The organism is Rhizobium mongolense subsp. loessense, assembly GCF_900099775.1.
GTDB classification, from domain to species: Bacteria; Pseudomonadota; Alphaproteobacteria; order Rhizobiales; family Rhizobiaceae; genus Rhizobium; species Rhizobium loessense.
Map to the genome: position 1 here is coordinate 41,056 of NZ_FMTM01000017.1, position 21,567 is coordinate 62,622.

Consider the following 21,567-nt stretch of genomic DNA (forward strand, 5'->3'; position numbering starts at 1 on the left):
GCGGAGTTCCGCCATGACTGCCATTGCCTCGCCTCTTTCCCGCCCGGTCGTTCTCTATTCGCTGTTCTTGGCGCTCGGCATGGCGATGGTCGTTGGAACTGCACTCGGCTTCCAGTACATCGGCGGCTATATTCCCTGTGCGCTCTGCCTGCTGCAGCGCCAGCCCTATTATTACGGCATTCCGATCGCGATCCTCGGTGCGCTCGCATCGTTCTTCGGTCTGCCGAACTGGGTCGCCCGTGCCCTGCTTCTGGCGGCGGGTATGCTGATGGTGGTCGGCGCCGGCATGGGTGTCTATCACGCAGGCGTCGAATGGCATTTCTGGGCAGGGCCAGCGACCTGCTCGACCAGTGCAGGCGCCATGACGCAGAATGCCGGCGACCTGCTGACGGAACTCAATACAATTACCGGCCCGTCCTGCACGGATGCGGCGCTGCGCGTGCTCGGCCTTTCCTTTGCGGGCTGGAATGTGATTACGAGCCTGGTCCTTGCGGCCTTCGCTTTCGTGGGCGTCCGCAAATCGGCATAGGGAAATAGCGGCGATCAGGGCTGCAGTTCGGTATCCCAGTAGAGATAGTCGAGCCAGCTGTCGTGCAGATAGTTCGGCGGAAAGAGCCGGCCGTTGTTGTGCAGGTCCTGCACGGTCGGCTGGTAGGGCTTCTGCGACGGGAACATGCCTGCCTGCTTCGGCAGCTTGCTGCCCTTTTTGAGATTGCAGGGAGAGCAGGCCGCCACGACATTTTGCCAGGTCGTCTCGCCGCCATGGGCGCGCGGGATGACGTGGTCGAAGGTCAGATCGTCGTGCTCGCCGCAATACTGGCATTCGAATTTGTCGCGGAGAAAAACATTGAACCGGGTGAAGGCCGGGTTCCGCGAAGGCTGAACGTAGGTCTTGAGGCAGACGACGCTTGGAAGCCGCATCGAGAAGCTAGGCGAGGAAACCGAATGTTCGTATTCCGCAATGATATTTACACGGTCAAGGAAAACCGCCTTGATCGCGTCCTGCCAGGACCAGAGCGACAAGGGATAATAACTCAAAGGCCGGTAGTCAGCGTTCAGGACGAGCGCCGGCAGGGCCTGGGGGGAGACTGCAATCGTCAAGGTACTCTCCTGAGCGATTCGGCATCTGCATCCTTATATTAGGCCGGTTGTGACAGCCTTGTGAAGCCCAATAAATTCAGTCAATAACGGCAATTCGATGAGCGTTGCCCATCAGCCGACCGGCAGGAGCCCGCGACCGAGTTTTTGAGCATAGTAAGCCCAGAAAAGCCTTGCTGCGACAGATCTCCAGGGAGACCAGACCATGGCAAGCGAGGCGAGCACTTTCGCCTGCGGACGCTGTGCAAGACCAAAAGCTGCAGCGACGGCGTTCTGCAGTGCGACGTCTCCTGATGGGAAGACATCGGCGTGCCCGCCGCAAAACATCAAATAGACTTCCGCTGTCCACGGACCAACGCCCTTCAACGCCGTCAACTCGGCAAGCGCCTCTGCCGGCGGCCGCGAGGAAAGAAGAGCGAGATCAAGGCGGCCAGATACGACTGCTTCGGCGATGCCCGACAATGTCGTCGCCTTGGCACGCGACAGACCGAATTCCCGCCAGGCATCCGGTCGCAGTGCGACATAGTTTTCGGCCGTCAGCACTCCTTCGGCAAGCACCATGCGCCGCCAAATGGCATCGGCGCTTGCGCGCGAAACCATCTGCGAAACGATGATATGGGCAAGGCCAGCAAAACCCGGCTCGTGAAGGCGCAGCGGGATCGGACCCGCCTCCTTCGCGATATCGGCGAGCCGCGGGTCGAGGAGAAACAAATGCTTCAGTCCCTCGCGGATATCCTCTTCGGTTCGAATGATCTGCACGTTGCCTCGCGATGATTTCGAATTCGTGGCAGAAGAAAGCATGACCACGACTCAGCGTCAAAAGCCCGTTTTCCGTTTTGCGCCCAGTCCCAACGGCCCGCTGCATCTCGGCCACGCCCTTTCGGCCTTCCTCAACCAGGATATGGCAGCAGCAATGGACGGACGCCTACTGCTGCGCATCGAAGACATCGACCAGACACGTTGTACACCCGAATTCGAAGCAGGCATCTATGCCGATCTCGAATGGCTGGGCATCGACTGGGAGAAGCCCGTCCGGCGACAATCCGACCATATCGCGGAATATCAGACAGCATTGCATGGTCTGATCGAGCGCGGATTAGTCTATCCTTCGTTTCTGACGCGCGGCGAGGTGAAAGCCAGAGTGTCCGCTTGCGAAGCCGGCGGCAATCCCTGGCCGCGCGATCCGGACGGTTCGCCGCACTATCCCTCCGACGATCGCGATCGAAGTCAAGGCGAGCGGCGCAAGATGCTTGACTCAGGCCTGAAACACGCTTGGCGTCTGGACATGGGGCGGGCACTGCAGGCCACCGATCGTGTTTTATCCTGGAGCGAGACCGGCGACGGCGAGACCGGGGGGATTGCCGCCGATCCATCGGTGTGGGGAGACGTCGTTCTTTCGCGCTCAGATGCCCCCTCAAGCTATCACCTTTCGGTGGTTATCGATGACGCGCTGCAGGCCGTCACCCATATCGTGCGCGGGCTCGACCTCTTTCACGCAACGTCGGTCCACCGGCTGCTGCAGGTGCTCCTTGACCTGCCTCAGCCGGTCTACCACCATCATCGGCTGGTGACAGATGCAAAGAAACGCAAGCTCTCGAAAAGCGATGGCGATACCGGGCTCGCGGATTTGCGTGGCAAGGGCCTATCGGCGGCCGATATCCGGAACCTTGTCGGTCTTTGAAAGCTTGCTGCCCTGCCCGCTCAGAAAATTGCGGGCGAAGATGGCGCGCACACGAAATTTCATCAGCGCCGCATTGATTTCCGCGCCAATGATGAAGATCACGCCGACCATGTAGAGGAAGATCAGCACGACCATCACCGATGCCAGACCCGCGTAGGTCGCTGTGTAATTCGCGAAAGTGGCGAGGTAAAAGGCGAAGATCAGCGCGCCGGCGAGCCAGAAAAGCAGTGTCAGCAAAACCCCAGGGATAACATCGTAAACCCGCCTGCGGCCGGCAGGCAGCCAGAGGTGAACGACGAGCAGACCGACCGTCAGCACGAAAAGCGTTCCGTAGATTCGCCAGCTGAAAACGATCTCGAGCGTATCGGCAAAGAGCGGAAACCACTGCCGCGCGTAATCGAGAGCGAGCGGCACGGCGACGAGCAGGATGCTGATGGCGGCAAAAATGATGACCGCGATCAGCACGTAACCGAGGCTGGCCAGGCGCGTGAAATACCAAGGCCTCGTCTCCTGTACGCGATAGGCACGGTTGAGCGATATGCGCAGCGCCTCGACACCGTTCGAGGCGAAATAGGCGGCTGCCAGCACCGAGACCGTCAGCAGTCCGCCGCGCGGAATCGTCAGCACCTGCAGCACCTGGTCGGCCACGGGTTTGGCGATCGCTTCCGGCCAGGTGTCGAAAATGAGATGAACGGCCGTGGAGGAGAACTGATCGGCACCGAGGAAGTTTGCGAGCGTCGTGCCGAAGATCAAAAAAGGAAAAACCGCCAGCAGGATCGACAATGCGACATGGCTCGCCATCGCAAAACCGTCATCCTCGATTAGGTGGCAGATCGCGTCGTAACCCACATCATAGAGCGTACGCACTATCTTCGGCATTCCACCCCCGGGCCTCGTCATTGTATCGTTGGTTCGAATATGGGAAATGAGTCCCAATTTGTACAGGAATCATTCCATGGCGGAGCAGCGCACCATCATCGTTACCGGATGCTCATCCGGCATCGGTGCCTATTGCGCGCGAGCCCTGAAGACCGACGGCTGGCGCGTCTTTGCAGCGGTCAGAAAACACGCCGACCTCGAACCGCTTCAGGAGGAGGGCATCGAAGCCTTCCTGATGGACTATACGCGGTCGGATACGATCGCTGATTTCGTTCGCGATGTAGCCGAGGCAAGCGGCGGGCGCATCGACGCAGTTTTCAACAACGGCGCCTACGGTCAGCCCGGCGCGGTCGAGGATTTAACGACCGACGTGCTGCGTGCGCAATTCGAAACGAATTTCTTCGGCTGGCACGAATTGACCCGGCAAATACTGCCGCTGATGCGAAGACGCGGCTCGGGCCGCATCGTACAATGCTCGTCCATTCTCGGCGTCGTGCCCTATCGTTTTCGCGGCGCCTACACCGCTTCGAAGTTTGCGCTCGAGGGGCTGAGCATCACGCTGCGCATGGAACTTCAGGGCAGCGGCATCCACGTGTGCCTGATCGAACCGGGTCCGATTGCCTCGCGCTTTACCGCCAACGCGCTCGCGAAGTTCAAAGAACATGTCGACATCCGCAATTCGGTGCATGCGGCAGATTACCGCCGACAGCTCGCGCGTCTTGAAGGGACTGGCCCGAAGAATCGGCATAAGCTTCAACCTGACGCCGTCTATACTGTCTTGAAACACGCATTGAACTCGAACAATCCGAAGCCACATTATCCTGTAACGACACCGGCAAAACAGGGCATGTTCCTGAAGAGGCTGATTCCGGCGGACCTTTTTTATCGCCTGATGCGCTGGACCGATTAATCAAGAAAGCCGACCTTCCATGTCCACGGCCACCTATATTCTCGCAATCATCATCATGGGCCTCGTCGCAATCGTGTTGGTCCGCGGCCTCTTCAACATGATGAAGGGCGGCGACGCGAACACTTCCAACAAGCTGATGCAGCTCCGCGTATTGCTGCAGGCGATCGCTGTGATCCTGATCATGCTTACGCTCTGGCTGACAGGCGGCGGCCGCCCTAGTTAACGCCGGGAAGAGAGGGGATAGGCATGGTAACACTCAACAAGATCTACACGAAGACCGGCGACGACGGCACGACTGCGCTCGTTTGCGGACCGCGCCGTCTCAAATACGACCTGCGCGTGGAAGCCTATGGCACGATCGACGAGGTCAACTCCGCAATTGGCGTCGCAAGACTGCACATGCAGGGCATGCCGGTTCTCGAACGAATGCTGACGCTGATCCAGAACGACCTCTTCGACCTCGGCGCTGACCTTGCGACACCCGACGACGGCAAGCCGCCGGCGCACGAGCCGTTGCGCATCATCGATACGCAGGTGGCGCGGATCGAGAGCGAGATCGATGAACTGAATGCCGATCTGCAACCCTTGAAATCCTTTGTTCTGCCCGGCGGTCATTCGGCAGCTGCCTATCTTCATTTAGCGCGCACAATCGCGCGCCGCGCGGAAAGGCTGATGGTGGAACTCGCCCGCACGGAGGGCGAGATCGTCAGCGATGCCGCCCTGAAATATGTCAACCGGCTTTCGGACTTCCTCTTCGTTGCCGCGCGCCACGCGAATGACCGAGGCAACGCGGATGTGCTTTGGGTTCCTGGAAAAAACAGATAGGCTTCTCGCGGTCACGATAGCCAGGGGCAGGCTTTATGTTCATACCGCTGCACGATGCCAATACGCTGAAGCACATCAAGGTCCAGTGGGTGACGCTGGGCTTGATCGGCATGAATGTCGCCGTCTGGCTTTTCACCGGCTTCTTCGCTCCGCAACAGACGGCTCAGGCGACATCGGTCGGCCTGGGCTACATACCGGCGGTCGCCTTTGACTATGCAACACTTGCACCCGGCCTCGCGATTGTTCCCGAGCCGCTGACCTACATCACCCATGCCTTTGTGCATGCCGGCTTCTGGCACCTCGCTTCGAACATGATCTTCCTCTGGGTCTTCGGCGATAATGTCGAGGATGCCATGGGGCATCTCGGCTTCCTGATCTTTTATCTCGCTTGCGCCGCCTTCGGCGCGCTTTGCCATGGCCTGCTCGTGTCGGAATCGCAGGCGCCGCTGGTCGGCGCCTCAGGTGCGATCTCAGGGGTGGTTGCGGCCTATGTCATCCTTCACCCGCGCGTGAAAATCTGGGTGCTGGTCTTCTTCCGCGTTCCGTTGCCGCTTCCTGCCTTCGTGCCGCTGCTGCTTTGGATCGGCCAGCAGTTCTTCATGCTCTTTGTCGATCCGGACGGCAATGTTTCCTGGGGCGCCCATGCCGGCGGTATCGTCGCCGGCGCCGTTCTCGTCTTCTTCATGCGCCGCAAGGGTGTGCCGCTATTCGACCGCAAGATCGTCACTCCACGCGCCGTTTCCAGCACGCCGGCTGTAAGGCGGGCGGTCGTCGCCGCTGACGACGGGGCGCCTGGACACTGAAAAACGCACCGCCTCAAATATTGACGTGAACGTAAACGTCATATATTTGCAGGCGCAATTTGTCTGTCTGCGACTGGCAAGCGTTGTGTTTGGAGGAAAAACGCGTATCCATGTCGCCATTCGACAATCGGAGCGGCGCCGAAGCGCGCATTTTCTTGGCGAAAGAGTTGAAGGAAGGACCCCATGAAAATTCTGGTCCCCGTGAAGCGGGTGGTTGATTACAATGTGAAGATCCGCGTCAAGCCGGATGGCACGGGCGTCGAGCTTGCCAACGTCAAGATGTCGATGAACCCGTTCGACGAGATCTCGGTTGAAGAGGCGCTCAGGCTGAAGGAAGCCGGCAAGGCTGAGGAAGTGGTCGTCGTGTCGATCGGTCCGGCCAAGGCCGAAGAGACGCTGAGGACGGCGCTCGCCATGGGTGCCGACCGGGCGATCCTCATCGAGACCGACGAGCCGGTCGAGCCGCTTGCCGTTGCCAAGATCCTCAAGGGCGTGGCAGATGCCGAGAAGCCTGGCCTGATCATCGTCGGCAAGCAGGCGATCGACGACGATTCGAACCAGACCGGCCAGATGCTCGCGGCGCTCTTGGGCTCTGCCCAGGCAACCTTCGCCTCGAAGATCGAGATTGCCGACGGCAAGGCGACCGTCACCCGCGAAGTCGATGGCGGCCTGCAGACGATCGCCATCAAGCTGCCGGCCGTCGTCACCACCGACCTGCGCCTCAACGAGCCGCGCTATGCCTCGCTGCCGAACATCATGAAGGCGAAGAAGAAGCCGCTCGACAAGAAGGTTCCTGCCGACTTCGGCGTTTCCACCGCCCCGCGGCTGAAGGTGCTGAAGACCGAAGAGCCAAGCGGCCGCAAGGCAGGCGTCAAGGTCAAGTCGGTCGCCGAGCTCGTCGAGAAACTCAAGACCGAAGCCGGCGTCCTCTAAGGCGAGAAAGGAAATACGACCATGGCCATTCTGCTTCTGGCTGACCACGACAATGCAAGCCTTTCCGACCAGACCGCCAAGGCGCTGACCGCAGCTCGCCAGATCGGCGGCGATGTCACCGTGCTGGTTGCCGGCAAGGGTGCCAAGGCTGCCGCCGATGCCGCTGCCAAGCTTTCCGGCGTTTCCAAGGTGCTGCTGGCCGAAAGCGACACGCTTGCCAACAATCTGGCCGAGCCGCTGGCCGACCTGATCGTTTCGCTGGCCGGCAGCTACGACACGATCATTGCGGCTGCGACCTCGACCGGCAAGAACGTCGCTCCGCGCGTTGCCGCCCTGCTCGACGTGGCGCAGGTCTCGGAAATCATCGAAGTCGTCGCGCCCGACACCTTCAAGCGGCCGATCTATGCCGGCAACGCCATCCAGACGGTGCAGGCAACCGACGCCAGACAAGTCATCACCGTGCGCACCGCCTCCTTCGCGGCTGCCGAGACCAGCGGTTCGGCTCCGGTCGAGGCAATCCCGGCCGTTTCCGATCCCGGGCTCTCAACCTTCGTCAAGGACGCCCTGTCGGCTTCCGACCGTCCGGAGCTGACCTCCGCCAAGATCATCATCTCCGGCGGCCGCGCACTTGGTTCGGCCGAGAAGTTCAAAGAAGTCATCCTGCCGCTCGCCGACAAGCTGGGAGCCGCCGTCGGTGCAAGCCGTGCGGCCGTCGATGCCGGCTACGCGCCGAACGACTGGCAGGTCGGCCAGACCGGCAAGGTGGTTGCCCCTGAACTCTACATCGCCTGCGGCATTTCCGGTGCCATCCAGCACCTTGCCGGCATGAAGGACTCGAAGGTGATTGTCGCCATCAACAAGGACGAGGAAGCCCCGATCTTCCAGGTCGCAGACTACGGTCTCGTCGCCGATCTCTTCGAGGCCTTGCCGGAACTGCAGAAAGCTCTTTAATCGGGCAGAATGCCAGCTTTTCGCACTTGCGAATGACTGGAAAATTATCTCTTATGGGGCTACTACTGCTGCCGGGCGATCATTTTGCCCGGCAGTTTCATTAGAAGAAAAATACGGGCGGAGCGGGCGGCTGCCACGGGGGTTTGGAGATGAGTGCGGTGTTGAAAACGATCGGTATTGTCGGCGCGGGCCAGATGGGCTGCGGCATCGCCCATGTTTCGGCAGCTGCGGGCTATAAGGTCCAGCTTTACGACCTGACGCAGGAGCGCATCGAATCCGGTCTCGCGACCATCAATGGCAACCTTGCCCGGCAGGTAACGAGCGGCAAGATGACGGATGAGGAGCGCAAAGCAACCCTTTCCCGCATCTCCGGCTCCGCCAACCTCAATGACCTTGCTCCCTCCGACCTCGTTATCGAGGCGGCAACAGAGGAGGAAGCTGTAAAACGCAAGATCTATGCGCAGGTCTGTCCAGTGCTGAAGCCGGGCGCGCTGCTTGCGACGAACACATCCTCGCTCTCCATTACCCGCCTGGCATCGGCAACGGACCGGCCTGAGCACTTCATGGGGATTCATTTTATGAACCCCGTCCCGGTTATGAAACTGGTGGAATTGGTGCGCGGCATCGCGACGGACGAGATCACGTTTTCGACCGCAAAGGAATTCGTCGCCTCGCTGGAAAAGACCGTCACGGTAGCTGAGGATTTTCCGGCCTTCATCGTCAATCGCATCCTGCTGCCGATGATCAATGAGGCGATCTACACGCTCTACGAAGGCGTCGGCACTGTCGATGCCATCGACACGGCGATGAAGCTCGGCGCCAATCACCCGATGGGCCCGCTTCAGCTTGCCGATTTCATCGGCCTCGACACCTGCCTTTCGATCATGCAGGTGCTGCACGACGGCCTAGCCGATTCCAAATACCGCCCCTGCCCGCTGCTGGTGAAATATGTCGAGGCCGGCTGGCTCGGCCGCAAGTCCGGCCGCGGCTTCTACGATTATCGCGGCGACACACCCGTCCCGACGCGGTAGCGTTAAGACCCTGTAGCACCCTTGATCAGCGCCTTCGCATCGCCGCTATCCCATGCGGCAGGGCCGTTCATCGCCGAAATCAGGCACCCTTTGTCGTCGATGAGCAACGTCACCGGCAGGCCGAAAGCAAGCCCCTCTTTCTTCAGGCTGTTGAAGACGCCAATCGTATTGTCGCGATAGAATTGCAGGGAATCGACGCCGGTTTCGCTTAGGAAAGCCTTCGGTTTCTCGTCATCTCCGGTGTCGATATTGACCGCGACGACCTGGAATTTGTCATTGCCCATCTCCTTCTCCAGCGCGTTCAACGCCGGCATTTCCTCGCGACAGGGCACGCACCATGTTGCCCACAGATTGAGAAGCACGGTCTTGCCCGCGAAATTCTCGAGCGTCACCGGTTTGCCGTCCGGACCGTTGAAGGCGACGGATGTGAGCTTTCGCGGCGCGTTGACAGCAACCATTGCCGCCACCGCGCCTTTGGCAAGCGGCGTAATCGTCTGGACGAGATCCTTGGCCGCGGTGCATTCGGCAGAGGCCGTTTCGCCGCCGGCATTGCCATACCCGGCCTCCTTAATGTAAACCGCTGCCGCACCGGCAATTACGCCTGCGACGGCGGCTACCGCGATCAATTTCAAGGATGGCAGCCCGAACAGCTTTCTTGTCGTCATTTCATTCTCCAGGGCATGCACCCTTAAGACAGGCATCTTTCATGGCCGACGGCACAAAGGACACCAAATCCTCCAACCAGATGTGGGGCGGACGTTTCGCATCCGGCCCCGACGCGATCATGGAGGAGATAAATGCCTCGATCGGTTTCGACAAGAAGCTCTTTGCCCAGGATATCCGTGGATCGATCGCCCACGCAACGATGCTTGCCCATCAGGGCATCATTTCCGCGGAAGATAAGGACAAGATCGTTCACGGACTAAGCACGATCCTGTCAGAAATCGAAAGCGGCAATTTCGCATTCTCCCGCCAGCTCGAAGATATTCACATGAATATCGAAGCCCGCCTTGCGGCGCTGATCGGCCAGGCCGCCGGCCGCCTGCACACCGCCCGTTCACGCAATGATCAGGTAGCGCTCGACTTCCGCCTCTGGGTGAAAGAAGAGTTGCACAAGACCGAAGCGATGCTGACGAACCTCATCGCAGCCTTCCTCGACCGCGCTGAAGAACATGCCGAAAGCGTCATGCCGGGCTTTACGCATTTGCAGACAGCTCAACCCGTCACCTTCGGTCACCATTGCATGGCCTATGTCGAAATGTTCGGCCGCGACCGTTCGCGCGTGCGCCACGCCATTGAGCATCTGGACGAAAGCCCCATTGGCGCCGCAGCGCTGGCCGGGACCGGCTACCCGATCGACCGCCACATGACGGCAAAGGCTCTCGGCTTCCGGGAACCTACTCGCAACTCGATCGATACGGTCTCCGACCGCGACTTCGCGATCGAGTTCCTGTCGATCGCCGCGATCTGCGGCATGCATCTGTCACGCTTGGCCGAAGAGATCGTCATCTGGTCGACGCCGCAATTTGGTTTCGTGCGGCTTTCTGATGCATTCTCGACCGGCTCTTCGATCATGCCACAGAAGAAGAACCCAGACGCCGCCGAGCTGGTGCGTGCCAAGACCGGCCGCATCAACGGCTCGCTGATTGCGCTGCTGACAATCATGAAGGGCCTGCCGCTCGCCTATTCCAAGGACATGCAGGAAGACAAAGAACAGGTGTTCGACGCCGCCGAGAGCCTGGAACTTGCGATCGCCGCCATGACCGGCATGGTCCGCGACATGACGGTCAACACGGAGCGCATGAAGGCCGCAGCCGGTTCCGGCTATTCGACGGCCACCGATCTCGCCGACTGGCTGGTGCGCGAGGCGGGACTTCCGTTCCGCGACGCACATCATGTGACCGGGCGTGCCGTGGCGCTTGCCGAAAGCAAGGGCTGCGACCTCGCCGAACTGCCGCTTGCCGATCTCCAGGCCATCAATCCGGCAATCACCGGCAAGGTCTACGACGTCTTGACTGTCGAGGCTTCGGTTGCAAGCCGCAAGAGTTTCGGCGGCACTGCACCTTCCGAAGTGAGGAAGCAGATCGCCTTTTGGCGGGCTCGCAACTGAGAAAACAATCAGGGTGCACAAGGCGGATAAACTTCGCTATGAAGATGTCCACCAGCGCCGCTCCAAGAGGAATCCCATGCAGACCAGCTTGCCGCACCTCATCCGCCTGACGGTTGTCTTTGCCGTCATCGGCCTTGCCGTTGCCGGATGTGGACGCAAAGGGGATCTCGACCCGCCGAGCGCGATGGCAACGAAGGAAGGCGACGTATCGAAGCCGACGAAACAGCCGGGCGCCGTCGACAAGCCATTCCTTCTCGATCCTTTGCTTTGATAGGCACGTCCCGTGAACCACTTCGAATATCGCGACGGCATCCTTTACGCCGAGAACGTCCCCGTTCCGGAGATCGCCAAGGCCGTCGGCACGCCTTTCTATTGCTATTCGACCGCAACGCTTGAACGCCACTACCGGGTCTTTGCCGAAGCCTTCAGCGATGTCGACTCCATGGTCTGCTATGCGATGAAGGCGAATTCGAACCAGGCTGTGTTGAAGACTCTCGGCAAGCTCGGCGCCGGCATCGACGTCGTGTCCGAGGGCGAGTTGCGCCGCGCGCTTGCTGCCGGCATCCCGGCAAGCCGCATCATGTTCTCCGGCGTGGGCAAGACGCCCCGTGAGATGGACCTTGCACTTGAGGTCGGCATCTACTGCTTCAATGTCGAATCCGAACCGGAACTCGAAATCCTCAATCAGCGCGCAGTCAAGGCCGGCAAGAAGGCATCTGTCTCCTTCCGCATCAATCCGGACGTCGATGCGAAGACCCATTCGAAGATCTCGACTGGCAAGAAGGAAAACAAGTTCGGCATTTCCTGGGAACGCGCTCGCGCCGTCTATGCGCAAGCCGCCAAGCTGCCCGGTATCGAAGTCACCGGCATCGACATGCATATCGGCAGCCAGATCACCGAGCTGCAGCCCTTCGACGATGCCTTCAAGCTGTTGCGCGAACTGGTCGACACCCTGCGTGCCGACGGCCACGACATCCACCATGTCGATATTGGCGGCGGCCTTGGCATTCCTTACAAGGAAGATAACGAGCCACCGCCGCTGCCGGATGCCTACGCGGCGATTGTCAAGAACCAGCTCCGCGGGCTGAACTGCAAGATCGTGACTGAACCGGGCCGCCTGATCGTCGGCAACGCCGGCATTCTCGTTACCGAAGTTATCTATGTAAAGGACGGGGGCGAAAAGACCTTCGTCATTGTCGATGCGGCAATGAACGATCTGATCCGCCCGACGCTTTACGACGCCTGGCACGAAATCCGGCCCGTCGTGATCTCGGCGGCAAATGCGCCGCGTATCAAGGCCGATATCGTGGGGCCGGTTTGCGAAACCGGGGACTATCTGGCGCTCGATCGCGAGATGGCGATGCCGAAGCCGGGCGATCTCTTTGCGGTCAGTTCCGGCGGCGCCTATGGCGCAGTGCAGGCGGGCACCTACAACAGCCGCCTGCTCGTGCCAGAAGTTCTGGTAAAGGGCGCCGATTTCCATGTAATTCGGCCTCGCCGAACCTATGAAGAACTGATCGGCCTCGACTCCGTACCCGCCTGGATCGAGTGACAGCCTCATCACTTTTTGGCGAAGAGAGGTGAAAAAACGGCTTTGCCGACCGCCTGCCCTCGCCTTCGCCACAAAGAGTGTTATCTTTTCTGCATGCGAGCATATTGCCTAGCAAGCGCCCGAAGCGCCCTCTGTTACTCCAGCATCAAATGGCGGAGACCGGATTGACGAACAGCCCCCGCAGGCAAAGACATGGTGCGTTTGCCCTTCGGCCCTCTCTGGCGAGGCTCGTAGCGGTCAAGCGGTTCTTAGCGCGCCTGGTACTCGTATCCGAGCAGGTCCTGCCACCGCTCGTCCCGGTTCTTTCCGTCGTTGCCTTCTATCTGGCAGCATCCTGGTTCGGCCTCTTCCGCTCCGTTCCTGACTTCATGCGTGTCGGGCTGCTGATTGCCTTCGCCATCGCCTTCCTCGCCGCCCTCATCCCGTTTCGCAATCTTCGCTGGCCCAATACCGCCGAAGCCGACCGCCTGCTTGAAGAGCGCAACGGCCTGCCGCATCAGCCGGTGACGGTGCAGGAAGATGCGCCGGCCTTCGACACGCCCTTCGCAAAGGCGCTTTGGCGCGAACATCAGACGCGGATGGCAAAGAAGATAGCAGCCCTCGACACTGGCTTCCCCCGCCCGGACATCGCAGCCCACGACCGTTTCGCGCTACGTGCCATCCCGGCCCTCCTTCTCGTCACGGCCTTCGGTTACTCGCTATCGACCAACGGCGGCTCAATCACCGACGCGCTGCAGCCACCCGTCGCGCCGGCCGCGACCAATCCGGCTGTGCGTATCGACGCATGGGTCACCCCGCCCTCCTATACCAGCCGCGCTCCGGTCTATCTGGCGGCGACCGGCACTGAGCAGGCGATCAACATTCCGCAGTTCTCGAACCTGACCGTTCGCGTCAGCGGCGGGCAGACGGACGGAAAGGTCGTATTCAGGAAAGAGAGCGGCGAGGTGCGGGAAATCGCAGCCGAGACAAAGGCAAATCAGCAGCCTGTTGCTGCACCGCAGGCCAAGCCACAGACACCGACCACGCCAGCACTTGCCGCACAGACACATGTGATGAAGCTTGAGGAAAACGGTGCGCTGCTCGTCAATGGCCGCAGGTGGAACTTCAATGTCATACCGGACAAGGCACCCGAGATTGCTTTCGACGGACTGCCCAAACCCAGCGTAAACGGCGCGCTGGAAATCGGCTTCACGGTAAAGGACGATTACGGCGTGCACGAAGCGCGTGCGGAAATCCTTCCGGCCCAATCCGATCCGGAGGCAAAGCCGCTTTATCCACTCCCCGATTTCCGGCTCGACATTCCGCGCCGCAACGCGCGTGATGCCAAGGCCGTAACCAGTAAGAACCTGACCGAACATCCGCTGGCCGGAAAGCGCGTACGCGTTACGCTGGTCGCCAAGGATGCAGCCGGCCAGACCGGCCGCAGCCCGCCGCATGAGATGACGCTGCCGTCACGGCCGTTCAACGAACCGCTGGCCGCAGCCGTTGCGGAAGAACGCCAGGTTTTCGCACTCGATACCCGCAAGATGTCGGAAGCGATCGCTCTCAACGAGGCGCTGACGATCCGTCCTGAAGAAACGATTCCTAAGCTCACCAACTATCTGCTGCTGCAATCGGCGCAGACGCGCATGAAGCTCGCCAAGGGCGATGAGCAGTTGAAGGATACGGCCGACTATCTGTGGGATATCGCGATCGGCATGGAGGACGGCGACCTTTCGCTTGCGGAACGCAACCTGCGCAACGCCCAGCAGAATCTCGCCGACGCGCTTCAGCGCAATGCGCCGGACCCGGAGATCAAGAAGCTCATGGACGAGCTTCGCAAAGCGATGAACGAATATATGAAGGAACTGGCTGAGCGCATGCAGAATGCGCCGATGCAGCCGAACCAGAACGCGCAGAACGTGATCCGCCAGCAGGATCTGGAGCGCATGATGGACCAGATCGAGAATCTGGCCCGTTCAGGCAACCGCGATGCCGCTCAGCAGTTGCTTTCCGAATTGCAGCGCATGATGAACAACCTGCAGGCAGGCAGGCCGCAACAGGGCCAGCAACAGCAGGGCGACAACAGCCAGATGCGCCAGCAGATGGACAAACTTGGCCAGATCCTTCGCGACCAGCAGAAGTTGATGGAGCAGACCTTCAAGCTGGACCAACAGTTGAAGGACCGTATGCAGCGCGGCGACCCGAACATGGGTATGAACGATCCGCTGCTTGACCAGATGATGCCAGGACAGGATGGCCAGCCGCAGGATCAGCAGCAGGGGCAGAACGGCGAACAGGGGCAGTCACCTTCGGAGCAGTTGACCGAGGAGCAATTGCGCGACGCGTTGAAACAGCTCCGAGCCCAACAGGATGCGCTTGGAAAGCAGCTCGGCGAACTGCAGAAAGGCCTTGGTGAGATGGGTATGAAGCCCGGCCCAGGCTTTGGTCAGGCACAGCGCGAGATGGAAGGTGCCGGGCGCGAACTCGGCCAAGGCCGCGGCGAACCGGCCCTCCAGGGCCAGGGCCGCGCACTGGAAGCGTTGCGACAGGGCGCCCGGGACATGATGAACCAGATGATGCAGGCGCAACAGGGCCAGCAAGGCCAAGGGCCACAAGGTCAGGTTGGCCAGGGCAACCAGAACGGCCGCGATCCACTCGGTCGTCCGCGTCGCGCAGAGGGCCCGGATTTCGGCGATCAAGTGAAGGTACCCGACGAAATCGACGTGCAGCGCGCACGCGAAATTCTCGATGCGATCCGCGAAAAGCTCGGCAACAACCCGCCGCAGGAGATGGAGCGGCGCTATCTGGAACGGCTGCTGGATATTCAGTAGCTGAAATTGGATCGCAATGCGCCATCCAAGTCCTTGGGTGCACACGATTCTCTTTCAAACGATGGTCGCTCACGGCGCTGACGCAGCGCGGCGGGTTCCTGTCACGAGGACAGGAATGGGGAGCAGGGGAAGGTGCCGCCAACCCGCCTCATGCAGCCAGCGCCCGGGCAACCGCTTTTCGGATGTCTGGAAGTGCAAACGGCTTCGACACGACATCGACGATCTTTTCGGCAAGGTCATCGGCCCGTTCGCGCTGCTCGGCATAGCCCGTCATCAGCAGGATTTTGAGCGCGGGAAAGGCGGATTTCGCCTGATGCGCAAGCTCGATGCCGTCCATGACCGGCATGCGGATATCCGAAAGGAGCAGATCGTAGATCCCGTCCTTCAGCTTCTCTAGCCCCTCGGCGCCATCGGCGGCTTCATCGGTCTCATGACCGTCAAGGCGCAAGGCCCGGGCGACGAAAGAGCGAAGCGAATCTTCGTCTTCCGTGATCAGAATTTTTGCCATGATGTGCATCGCTCCGTCTTCATGCCCCGGAACGGAAATTGCACGGCGTTCCTTTTCGATCGGTAAACGAAAGAAGGCGATGGAAGGGATGGTTAACAACCCGTCTTATCATCGTTGAAGTCAGGCGTCGCCGGTAACCACGCCGACGTAGGGCAGCTCACGGAAGGCATAGGCGACATCCATGCCGTAGCCGACGACAAAGTAATCCGGGCATTCGAAGCCGACATAGTCTGCCTCGAGCTTTTCTTTGCGCTTGACGCTCTTGTCGAGCAGGACGGCGATGCTGACGTTGCGCGCGCCGCGTTCATAGAGCAGTTCCTTAGCGAAAAGCAGCGTGCGGCCGGATTCGAGAATGTCGTCGATCAGCAACACGTCGCGATCTTTCACGTCGCTGTCGATATCCTTGACGATGCGCACGCCCTGAGAAACTGTTCCCGTGCCGTAGCTGGAAAGCGTGATGAATTCGACTTCCGGCGCAAGACCGCTGTCGTGTAGCGCGCGGATGAGGTCTGCGGCGAAAATGAACGACCCCTTCAACACGGCAATGACGAGCAGGTCCTTTGTCGGACCCGCGGCAATGTGCTTTGCCATGGCGTGATTGCGTTCGGCAATCTGCTCGGCAGTGAAAAGCGGTTCGATAATTTTTCCGCGCACGACAGGCATACGGCTAGCTCCATGAAACGAAGGGTAAGCCGTTAGCACATTAGAAGGGCAGAAACACCCTAAGGCATGAACGAAAGCCGGACTTCCGGCATTTTTCCGCCGGAGTGCTGCACGCGTGCCGAAAAGCCACGGCTCTCGCCACCATAGATGACGTCTGCCGGAGGATTGATGACCGTGCTGGCCACCAGCCGCTCACCGCTCATCAGATCGGCGCGGATCGGCCGCACGGTCTGTGTCGTACCACCACCGTTTTCGATGATGCCGTTGATGACCAGGATGCGCATGCCGTTTGCCTCGCGCGGCGCCACCGTGACATGCGTGAAGTGGAGCGGGGAGGTCAAGGCAGCAGTATCGCTCCCCGCTAGGCCGGAAAAACCGCCCGTCAGGCCGAAAACAAGAACGAAAAGCATGAAGACCAGGGCTATAAAGCTCTTGAGCGACGCCTGCTGCAGCCATTCTTCTGCGATCCCGAGGAATATAGCCGCTTTCGAGAAAGCCGTAGGCCTCGCAGCCAACTTGGCAGCGGCAGCGGCGCGCTTACGATTATCATTGAAACTTTTGGCGTTGAAGCCTTGGCTCCGGTTGCCGATAACGACGAATTCGGCATCGGCGACATCAGCCGGACGGCCAGGATAGCGAGACTGACGCGCGGCAGGCTCCGGCGGCAGGAAATCGTAGGCGTTGCCCGGCGCGCGGCGCCTGAAGGTGGATGCTTCCATGTTGACGGTCTCTCCCATCTCCACATGGTTTCAGTGCACGGTTAAAATCCGGCATTGAAACGAATCCTGCCCAGTCGTAAATTTTAATGGTTAATGCTTCGCTAAGCTTGCCTTCGAACAGGCATCTTTCCGACAAAATTCATTGATTGTTAACGGTGTTGGTTAACAAGTCGATGGCGTGAAACCATGAAAGACCGGGCTACCCGTTGATCCATTTCGAGAATGTCGGTTTGCGCTATGGCATGGGGCCGGAGATTCTCCGGGACCTCACCTTCGATATTCCGAAGAAGTCCTTTCAGTTCCTGACCGGTCCCTCTGGCGCGGGCAAGACGACGCTTCTGCGCCTGCTTTTTATGTCGCTGCAGCCGACGCGTGGCTTGATCCGCATGTTCGGACGCGACATTTCCGACATCCCGCGGCCGGAGCTGCCGCTGCTTCGCCGCCGCGTGGGTATCGTCTTCCAGGATTTCCGCCTGCTCGATCATCTCACGACCTATGAGAATGTCGCGCTGCCGCTTCGTGTACGCGGCAAGGACGAGAGCTCTTACAAGACAGACGTGCTCGAACTGCTGAAATGGGTGGGGCTCGGCGAGCGCATCAATGTGCTTCCGCCGGTGCTTTCCGGCGGCGAGAAACAGCGCGCGGCGATCGCCCGCGCGCTGATCGACCGGCCCGAGGTTCTGCTTGCCGACGAGCCGACTGGCAACGTCGATCCGCCGATGGCACGCCGCCTGTTGAACCTCTTTCTCGAACTCAACCGCCTTGGTACAGCTGTCGTGATCGCAACTCACGATCTGACATTGATGGACCAGGTGGAAGCCCGCCGCATGATCCTTTCGGAAGGGCACCTTGACGTCTATGATTGAGCCCGCATCAAAAAACCGCGCGCAAAGCGCCGCCCAAGCACAGCAGAAGCGGGCGGAGATGCGCGTGCGGCCAACGGCGCCGATCCTTCCGCCCTCGAATATCCAGGGCAACGCATTGACGGTGGTCATCGCCATCATGGCCTTCCTCGCCTGCCTGACGCTTGGCGGCGTCAGCATGGTGCGTTCGACAGCGGCCAGCTGGGAGAGCCAGATTTCCCGCGAGATCACCATCCAGATCAAGCCGGACGACGGCCTCGATATGGAAAAGGCGCTGACGCAGGCACGCGATATCGCCATGACCTTTGTCGGCACCAAAAGCGGCCAGATCGTCGATGAGGCAGCAACGGCCCGTCTGCTGGAACCATGGCTCGGCAGCGGGCTTGACATCAAGGAGCTTCCCGTCCCCCGCCTGGTGATTATTACCATCGACGAGACGAACCCGCCCGATTTTGAGGCGATGCGCTCGCTGCTGAAGGAGAGCATCCCTCAGGCGTCGCTGGACGATCACCGAACATGGGTCGATCGCCTCGTTTCAATGGCGCATACGACGGTCATGCTCGGCACCGGAGTGCTACTGCTCGTCTTCATCGCCATGGTGCTGACGGTCGTCTTTGCGACACGCGGCGCGCTTTCCGGCAACCGCCATATCGTCGAGGTCTTGCATTTCGTGGGCGCCGAGAGCTCCTTCGTCGCGACTGAATTCCAGAAGCATTTCCTGAAGATCAGTCTCAAGGGATCGGCAATTGGCAGCGCTTTGGCAGCTCTCTTTTTCTTAGCGGCAGGCTTCCTGCAGAGCCGTACGATTGCGACGCCGCAGACCGATCAAGCGACCGCTCTCTTCGGCACCTTCTCGGTCGGAGCCCTCGGCTATCTCGGCATTTTTGCGACGATGATCGTCATTGCATTGCTGACGACGCTCACAGCGCGGCTCACGGTGATGCGCACGATCTATGAAATCGATACGCTGCGCTCGGACCCGACGCGAAGCGATGGCATCGCGAATTGAACGGCTCAGTCTTTTTTGCCACGAAAGTGTCTGTTCCCTGCCGCAATCTGCATATATTCACGATTTATGACCATGGGCCACACTAGACGCACTCCGATTCGTCCCGACCCGGCGCTTGCCAGCTACGGTGTCGAAACCTTGCGTCGTGGTCCCCTACGCCGGATGTTGCGATGGGGCGGATTCGCCTTCGTCCTGGCGACCGCGCTGCTTTTCGTCGGCTTCCTGCGGTTCGCCGATTCCGTAACCACCTTGAAACCTCCGGCAGAACCGAAGGCCGATGCCATCGTCGTTTTGACAGGCGGCTATCAGCGCATCGACCAAGCCGTCGAACTGCTGGAGAAAGGCGCGGGCAAGCGGCTGCTCATATCGGGCGTTCATCCGTCGACAACGCCGGGACAGATTCGCAAAACCACATCGGCGTCCGCTGATCTTTTCGATTGCTGCGTCGACATCGGCTATGACGCGATCGACACGATCGGCAATGCGCAGGAAGCCGCAAACTGGATCCATGCCAAAGGCTACAAGAGCGTTCTGGTCGTCACCAACAACTACCACATGCCACGCAGTCTCGCCGAACTCGCCTACGTCGATGCCGATACGCAGTTCATCCCCTACCCGGTCGTCAACTCCGACCTGAAGACCAGGGCCTGGTTCACCGACCCAAATGCGCTTCGCGTCATGCTCGCCGAATATGCCAAGGTGCTTCTGGCAGGCGCGCGCAACATCACCGGCTTCGGGCGCCATCCCGGCCTTCGCTCGGCAAGCATCACGGGTCCGGGCTGATTTCCATCAAGCGCTTTTTATGAGAGCCATTATCGTGTAGGCAGGGCCAGCCCGCCGTTTGTGCGGATACTGGCTTTGGAAAATTTCATGATCGCCCTGCGTTCCGTTCTCTTCAACACGATCTTCTACGCCAACCTCATCATCCGGATGATCGTGCTTTCGCCCTATTATTTCGTCGTGCCCCGCAAGACCGCCTATGCGATCCCCAAGAATTGGGCGCTTTCGAACCATTGGCTGATGGAAAAGATCGTCGGGACGACCTTCGAGATCGATGGCATAGAGAACCTACCGGACGGCAGCTACATCCTCGCCCCTAAGCACCAATCCTTCTGGGACACCTATGCACTGCTGCCCTGGTTGAAAGACCCGGTTTACATCCTCAAGCGCGAATTGATGTGGATCCCGCTTTTCGGCTGGTATGCGAAAAAACAGCGGATGATCCCGGTCGATCGCGGCGCACGCGGCAAGGTGATGGTCGAGGTGCTGAAGCGCACCAAGGAAGAGCTTGCGACGGGCCGTCAGCTGATCATCTATCCGGAAGGTACGCGCCGGCCTCCGGGCGCAGAACCGCTCTACAAATACGGCATTGCCCGCATGTATCGGGATCTCGGCATTCCGGTCGTGCCGGTGGCCATGCATCCCGGCCTTTTCTGGCCGCGCCGCAGTGCCGTGCGCCTTCCCGGCCATTTCAAGGTTCGCATCCTGCCTGCCATCCCGCCGGGCATGGATCCGGATTCGTTCTTCGAGCATCTAGTCGATGTGACGGAGAAGGCGAGCGACGAACTGCTGGTCGATACGGTCACGCGCAATCCGCACCTGCCACTGCCGCCGACCGCCATCGAGAGACTGGCGCAATTGCGCAAGGCAACGGCCGCTTCTGCCTAAGCGGCCCGCAGCCGCTTTACCTCGCCGGCGACCCGTTCCAGCCAATGGTCGCGAATGCCCATCTCCTTAAGATGCGAGAGCGTATTGAAAACATAGGCGTCGTTCGACCCAGACTGACCCTTTGCCTCATGTACAGTGCGCGCAGCTACAGCGGCATCGAGTGCGCCGGCATATTGGGCGTGGTCCCGATCAACGATGTAGGCAATTGCCTTGATGTTGCGTCGACCGGGAAGCGATAGCGGCACATGCCGCTCCAGATAGACGTTGGTGACGAGCTCGCGGGCGCGCAGATAGTCCATCACCTCGTCCCTCTTCTCCAAGGCCACGCGAAACGCTATGCCGCGGCAGGAGCCCCCGCGATCGAGGCCTAGCACGAGACCCGGATTTTCCTGCGTGCCGCGGTGAACCCAGGAATGGACACATAGCGATCGCCGGTAGCCGTAAACGAGAGCCTGTGAACGTTCAAGAAACGCGAAGCCCGGATTCCACATCAGCGATCCGTAGCCAAATACCCAAAATTCGTCCATATCGCACGCCAGACCGAAATTCCC

25 protein-coding genes are annotated in these 21,567 nt (G+C 60.0%); 17 read left to right on the forward strand and 8 right to left on the reverse strand.

The genetic code is table 11. From position 1 onward, the window contains the following. Positions 1 to 13 precede the first annotated feature (13 nt). On the forward strand, positions 14 to 529 hold the full coding sequence (locus BLP23_RS30535) for a disulfide bond formation protein B (protein ID WP_092588456.1): 516 nt from the start codon (positions 14 to 16) through the stop codon (positions 527 to 529). 14 nt (positions 530 to 543) lie between these two features. Here BLP23_RS30535 and BLP23_RS30540 read toward each other — a convergent pair whose 3' ends face one another. Both BLP23_RS30540 and BLP23_RS30545 read right to left on the reverse strand, forming a co-directional pair. After that, the gene (locus tag BLP23_RS30540) at positions 544 to 1,101 is read right to left on the reverse strand and encodes an HNH endonuclease (RefSeq protein ID WP_074062674.1); all 558 of its coding nucleotides are present in this window, start codon (positions 1,099 to 1,101) and stop codon (positions 544 to 546) included. 111 nt (positions 1,102 to 1,212) lie between these two features. Then, complete coding sequence (locus BLP23_RS30545; RefSeq protein WP_092588457.1) at positions 1,213 to 1,899, reverse strand: DNA-3-methyladenine glycosylase family protein; 687 nt, start codon at positions 1,897 to 1,899, stop codon at positions 1,213 to 1,215. On the opposite strand from BLP23_RS30545, the gene gluQRS reads away from it, so the two are divergent. Then, a complete protein-coding gene (gene gluQRS, locus BLP23_RS30550) occupies positions 1,898 to 2,779 on the forward strand; it encodes a tRNA glutamyl-Q(34) synthetase GluQRS (RefSeq protein WP_092588458.1) in 882 nt (293 codons plus the stop codon). The two genes, BLP23_RS30545 and gluQRS, sit on opposite strands and share 2 nt — an antisense overlap. On the opposite strand, the gene BLP23_RS30555 is transcribed toward gluQRS, so the two are convergent. Further along, complete coding sequence (locus tag BLP23_RS30555; RefSeq protein ID WP_092588459.1) at positions 2,741 to 3,658, reverse strand: YihY/virulence factor BrkB family protein; 918 nt, start codon at positions 3,656 to 3,658, stop codon at positions 2,741 to 2,743. The two genes, gluQRS and BLP23_RS30555, sit on opposite strands and share 39 nt — an antisense overlap. Positions 3,659 to 3,734: 76 nt before the next feature. Here BLP23_RS30555 and BLP23_RS30560 point away from each other — a divergent pair, with 76 nt between their 5' ends. From BLP23_RS30560 to BLP23_RS30590, 7 genes are all read left to right on the forward strand, one after another. After that, complete coding sequence (locus tag BLP23_RS30560) at positions 3,735 to 4,568, forward strand: SDR family oxidoreductase (protein WP_092588460.1); 834 nt, start codon at positions 3,735 to 3,737, stop codon at positions 4,566 to 4,568. 19 nt (positions 4,569 to 4,587) lie between these two features. Continuing rightward, positions 4,588 to 4,791: a twin transmembrane helix small protein gene (locus BLP23_RS30565; RefSeq protein ID WP_074069833.1), complete on the forward strand. Its 204-nt coding sequence runs from the start codon at positions 4,588 to 4,590 to the stop codon at positions 4,789 to 4,791. A gap of 23 nt (positions 4,792 to 4,814) precedes the next feature. Next, entirely contained in the window at positions 4,815 to 5,393 is a 579-nt protein-coding gene (locus tag BLP23_RS30570) for a cob(I)yrinic acid a,c-diamide adenosyltransferase (protein WP_092588461.1), read from the forward strand. Between the two features lie 35 nt (positions 5,394 to 5,428). Then, a complete protein-coding gene (locus BLP23_RS30575) occupies positions 5,429 to 6,196 on the forward strand; it encodes a rhomboid family intramembrane serine protease (RefSeq protein ID WP_092588462.1) in 768 nt (255 codons plus the stop codon). 183 nt (positions 6,197 to 6,379) lie between these two features. Further along, on the forward strand, positions 6,380 to 7,129 hold the full coding sequence (locus BLP23_RS30580) for an electron transfer flavoprotein subunit beta/FixA family protein (protein WP_092588463.1): 750 nt from the start codon (positions 6,380 to 6,382) through the stop codon (positions 7,127 to 7,129). Between the two features lie 21 nt (positions 7,130 to 7,150). Further along, positions 7,151 to 8,080, forward strand: a complete 930-nt coding sequence (locus BLP23_RS30585; RefSeq protein ID WP_092588464.1) for an electron transfer flavoprotein subunit alpha/FixB family protein — start codon at positions 7,151 to 7,153, stop codon at positions 8,078 to 8,080. A 149-nt stretch (positions 8,081 to 8,229) separates the two neighbouring features. Continuing rightward, positions 8,230 to 9,111, forward strand: a complete 882-nt coding sequence (locus BLP23_RS30590; protein WP_022718092.1) for a 3-hydroxybutyryl-CoA dehydrogenase — start codon at positions 8,230 to 8,232, stop codon at positions 9,109 to 9,111. Between the two features lie 2 nt (positions 9,112 to 9,113). Here BLP23_RS30590 and tlpA read toward each other — a convergent pair whose 3' ends face one another. Further along, complete coding sequence (gene tlpA, locus BLP23_RS30595) at positions 9,114 to 9,776, reverse strand: thiol:disulfide interchange protein TlpA (protein WP_092588465.1); 663 nt, start codon at positions 9,774 to 9,776, stop codon at positions 9,114 to 9,116. Positions 9,777 to 9,817: 41 nt separating this feature from the next. Here tlpA and argH point away from each other — a divergent pair, with 41 nt between their 5' ends. The 4 genes from argH to BLP23_RS30615 all read left to right on the forward strand — a co-directional run bounded on the left by argH (position 9,818) and on the right by BLP23_RS30615 (position 15,586). Continuing rightward, positions 9,818 to 11,221, forward strand: a complete 1,404-nt coding sequence (argH, locus tag BLP23_RS30600) for an argininosuccinate lyase (protein ID WP_092588466.1) — start codon at positions 9,818 to 9,820, stop codon at positions 11,219 to 11,221. Between the two features lie 76 nt (positions 11,222 to 11,297). Then, positions 11,298 to 11,492 carry an LPS translocon maturation chaperone LptM gene (lptM, locus tag BLP23_RS30605; RefSeq protein WP_039847016.1) on the forward strand — a complete coding sequence of 65 codons (195 nt, stop codon included), beginning with the start codon at positions 11,298 to 11,300 and terminating at the stop codon, positions 11,490 to 11,492. 12 nt (positions 11,493 to 11,504) lie between these two features. Then, positions 11,505 to 12,773, forward strand: a complete 1,269-nt coding sequence (gene lysA / locus BLP23_RS30610) for a diaminopimelate decarboxylase (RefSeq protein ID WP_092588467.1) — start codon at positions 11,505 to 11,507, stop codon at positions 12,771 to 12,773. A gap of 149 nt (positions 12,774 to 12,922) precedes the next feature. Continuing rightward, complete coding sequence (locus BLP23_RS30615) at positions 12,923 to 15,586, forward strand: TIGR02302 family protein (protein WP_092588468.1); 2,664 nt, start codon at positions 12,923 to 12,925, stop codon at positions 15,584 to 15,586. A 148-nt stretch (positions 15,587 to 15,734) separates the two neighbouring features. On the opposite strand, the gene BLP23_RS30620 is transcribed toward BLP23_RS30615, so the two are convergent. The 3 genes from BLP23_RS30620 to BLP23_RS30630 all read right to left on the reverse strand — a co-directional run bounded on the left by BLP23_RS30620 (position 15,735) and on the right by BLP23_RS30630 (position 17,476). Beyond that, complete coding sequence (locus tag BLP23_RS30620) at positions 15,735 to 16,094, reverse strand: response regulator (RefSeq protein WP_028740102.1); 360 nt, start codon at positions 16,092 to 16,094, stop codon at positions 15,735 to 15,737. Between the two features lie 120 nt (positions 16,095 to 16,214). Then, positions 16,215 to 16,757 (reverse strand): hypoxanthine phosphoribosyltransferase, encoded by a 543-nt coding sequence (gene hpt, locus BLP23_RS30625; RefSeq protein ID WP_022718085.1) that lies wholly within the window; start codon positions 16,755 to 16,757, stop codon positions 16,215 to 16,217. 59 nt (positions 16,758 to 16,816) lie between these two features. Continuing rightward, positions 16,817 to 17,476: a hypothetical protein gene (locus tag BLP23_RS30630; protein WP_092588499.1), complete on the reverse strand. Its 660-nt coding sequence runs from the start codon at positions 17,474 to 17,476 to the stop codon at positions 16,817 to 16,819. A gap of 206 nt (positions 17,477 to 17,682) precedes the next feature. On the opposite strand from BLP23_RS30630, the gene ftsE reads away from it, so the two are divergent. From ftsE to BLP23_RS30650, 4 genes are all read left to right on the forward strand, one after another. Continuing rightward, positions 17,683 to 18,342 (forward strand): cell division ATP-binding protein FtsE, encoded by a 660-nt coding sequence (gene ftsE, locus BLP23_RS30635; protein ID WP_022718083.1) that lies wholly within the window; start codon positions 17,683 to 17,685, stop codon positions 18,340 to 18,342. After that, the gene (locus tag BLP23_RS30640) at positions 18,335 to 19,348 is read left to right on the forward strand and encodes a cell division protein FtsX (protein ID WP_092588469.1); all 1,014 of its coding nucleotides are present in this window, start codon (positions 18,335 to 18,337) and stop codon (positions 19,346 to 19,348) included. Before ftsE ends, BLP23_RS30640 begins: the two co-directional genes overlap by 8 nt. Positions 19,349 to 19,414: 66 nt before the next feature. Further along, the gene (locus BLP23_RS30645; protein WP_208603220.1) at positions 19,415 to 20,131 is read left to right on the forward strand and encodes a YdcF family protein; all 717 of its coding nucleotides are present in this window, start codon (positions 19,415 to 19,417) and stop codon (positions 20,129 to 20,131) included. Between the two features lie 87 nt (positions 20,132 to 20,218). Further along, the gene (locus tag BLP23_RS30650) at positions 20,219 to 21,016 is read left to right on the forward strand and encodes a lysophospholipid acyltransferase family protein (RefSeq protein WP_092588471.1); all 798 of its coding nucleotides are present in this window, start codon (positions 20,219 to 20,221) and stop codon (positions 21,014 to 21,016) included. On the opposite strand, the gene BLP23_RS30655 is transcribed toward BLP23_RS30650, so the two are convergent. Then, positions 21,013 to 21,543 carry a gamma-glutamylcyclotransferase gene (locus BLP23_RS30655; RefSeq protein WP_092588472.1) on the reverse strand — a complete coding sequence of 177 codons (531 nt, stop codon included), beginning with the start codon at positions 21,541 to 21,543 and terminating at the stop codon, positions 21,013 to 21,015. The genes BLP23_RS30650 and BLP23_RS30655 overlap by 4 nt on opposite strands. Between the last annotated feature and the right edge of the window lie 24 nt (positions 21,544 to 21,567).

Coding starts and splice junctions, on each gene's coding strand:
- BLP23_RS30535 (WP_092588456.1), top strand. CDS start 14: ATGACTGCCATTGCCTCGCCTCTTTCCCGCCCGGTCGTTCTCTATTCG.
- gluQRS (WP_092588458.1), top strand. CDS start 1,898: ATGACCACGACTCAGCGTCAAAAGCCCGTTTTCCGTTTTGCGCCCAGT.
- BLP23_RS30545 (WP_092588457.1), bottom strand. CDS start 1,899: ATGCTTTCTTCTGCCACGAATTCGAAATCATCGCGAGGCAACGTGCAG.
- BLP23_RS30555 (WP_092588459.1), bottom strand. CDS start 3,658: ATGCCGAAGATAGTGCGTACGCTCTATGATGTGGGTTACGACGCGATC.
- BLP23_RS30560 (WP_092588460.1), top strand. CDS start 3,735: ATGGCGGAGCAGCGCACCATCATCGTTACCGGATGCTCATCCGGCATC.
- BLP23_RS30565 (WP_074069833.1), top strand. CDS start 4,588: ATGTCCACGGCCACCTATATTCTCGCAATCATCATCATGGGCCTCGTC.
- BLP23_RS30570 (WP_092588461.1), top strand. CDS start 4,815: ATGGTAACACTCAACAAGATCTACACGAAGACCGGCGACGACGGCACG.
- BLP23_RS30575 (WP_092588462.1), top strand. CDS start 5,429: ATGTTCATACCGCTGCACGATGCCAATACGCTGAAGCACATCAAGGTC.
- BLP23_RS30580 (WP_092588463.1), top strand. CDS start 6,380: ATGAAAATTCTGGTCCCCGTGAAGCGGGTGGTTGATTACAATGTGAAG.
- BLP23_RS30585 (WP_092588464.1), top strand. CDS start 7,151: ATGGCCATTCTGCTTCTGGCTGACCACGACAATGCAAGCCTTTCCGAC.
- BLP23_RS30590 (WP_022718092.1), top strand. CDS start 8,230: ATGAGTGCGGTGTTGAAAACGATCGGTATTGTCGGCGCGGGCCAGATG.
- tlpA (WP_092588465.1), bottom strand. CDS start 9,776: ATGACGACAAGAAAGCTGTTCGGGCTGCCATCCTTGAAATTGATCGCG.
- argH (WP_092588466.1), top strand. CDS start 9,818: ATGGCCGACGGCACAAAGGACACCAAATCCTCCAACCAGATGTGGGGC.
- lptM (WP_039847016.1), top strand. CDS start 11,298: ATGCAGACCAGCTTGCCGCACCTCATCCGCCTGACGGTTGTCTTTGCC.
- BLP23_RS30615 (WP_092588468.1), top strand. CDS start 12,923: ATGGCGGAGACCGGATTGACGAACAGCCCCCGCAGGCAAAGACATGGT.
- BLP23_RS30620 (WP_028740102.1), bottom strand. CDS start 16,094: ATGGCAAAAATTCTGATCACGGAAGACGAAGATTCGCTTCGCTCTTTC.
- hpt (WP_022718085.1), bottom strand. CDS start 16,757: ATGCCTGTCGTGCGCGGAAAAATTATCGAACCGCTTTTCACTGCCGAG.
- BLP23_RS30630 (WP_092588499.1), bottom strand. CDS start 17,476: ATGGAAGCATCCACCTTCAGGCGCCGCGCGCCGGGCAACGCCTACGAT.
- BLP23_RS30640 (WP_092588469.1), top strand. CDS start 18,335: ATGATTGAGCCCGCATCAAAAAACCGCGCGCAAAGCGCCGCCCAAGCA.
- BLP23_RS30645 (WP_208603220.1), top strand. CDS start 19,415: ATGACCATGGGCCACACTAGACGCACTCCGATTCGTCCCGACCCGGCG.
- BLP23_RS30650 (WP_092588471.1), top strand. CDS start 20,219: ATGATCGCCCTGCGTTCCGTTCTCTTCAACACGATCTTCTACGCCAAC.
- BLP23_RS30655 (WP_092588472.1), bottom strand. CDS start 21,543: ATGGACGAATTTTGGGTATTTGGCTACGGATCGCTGATGTGGAATCCG.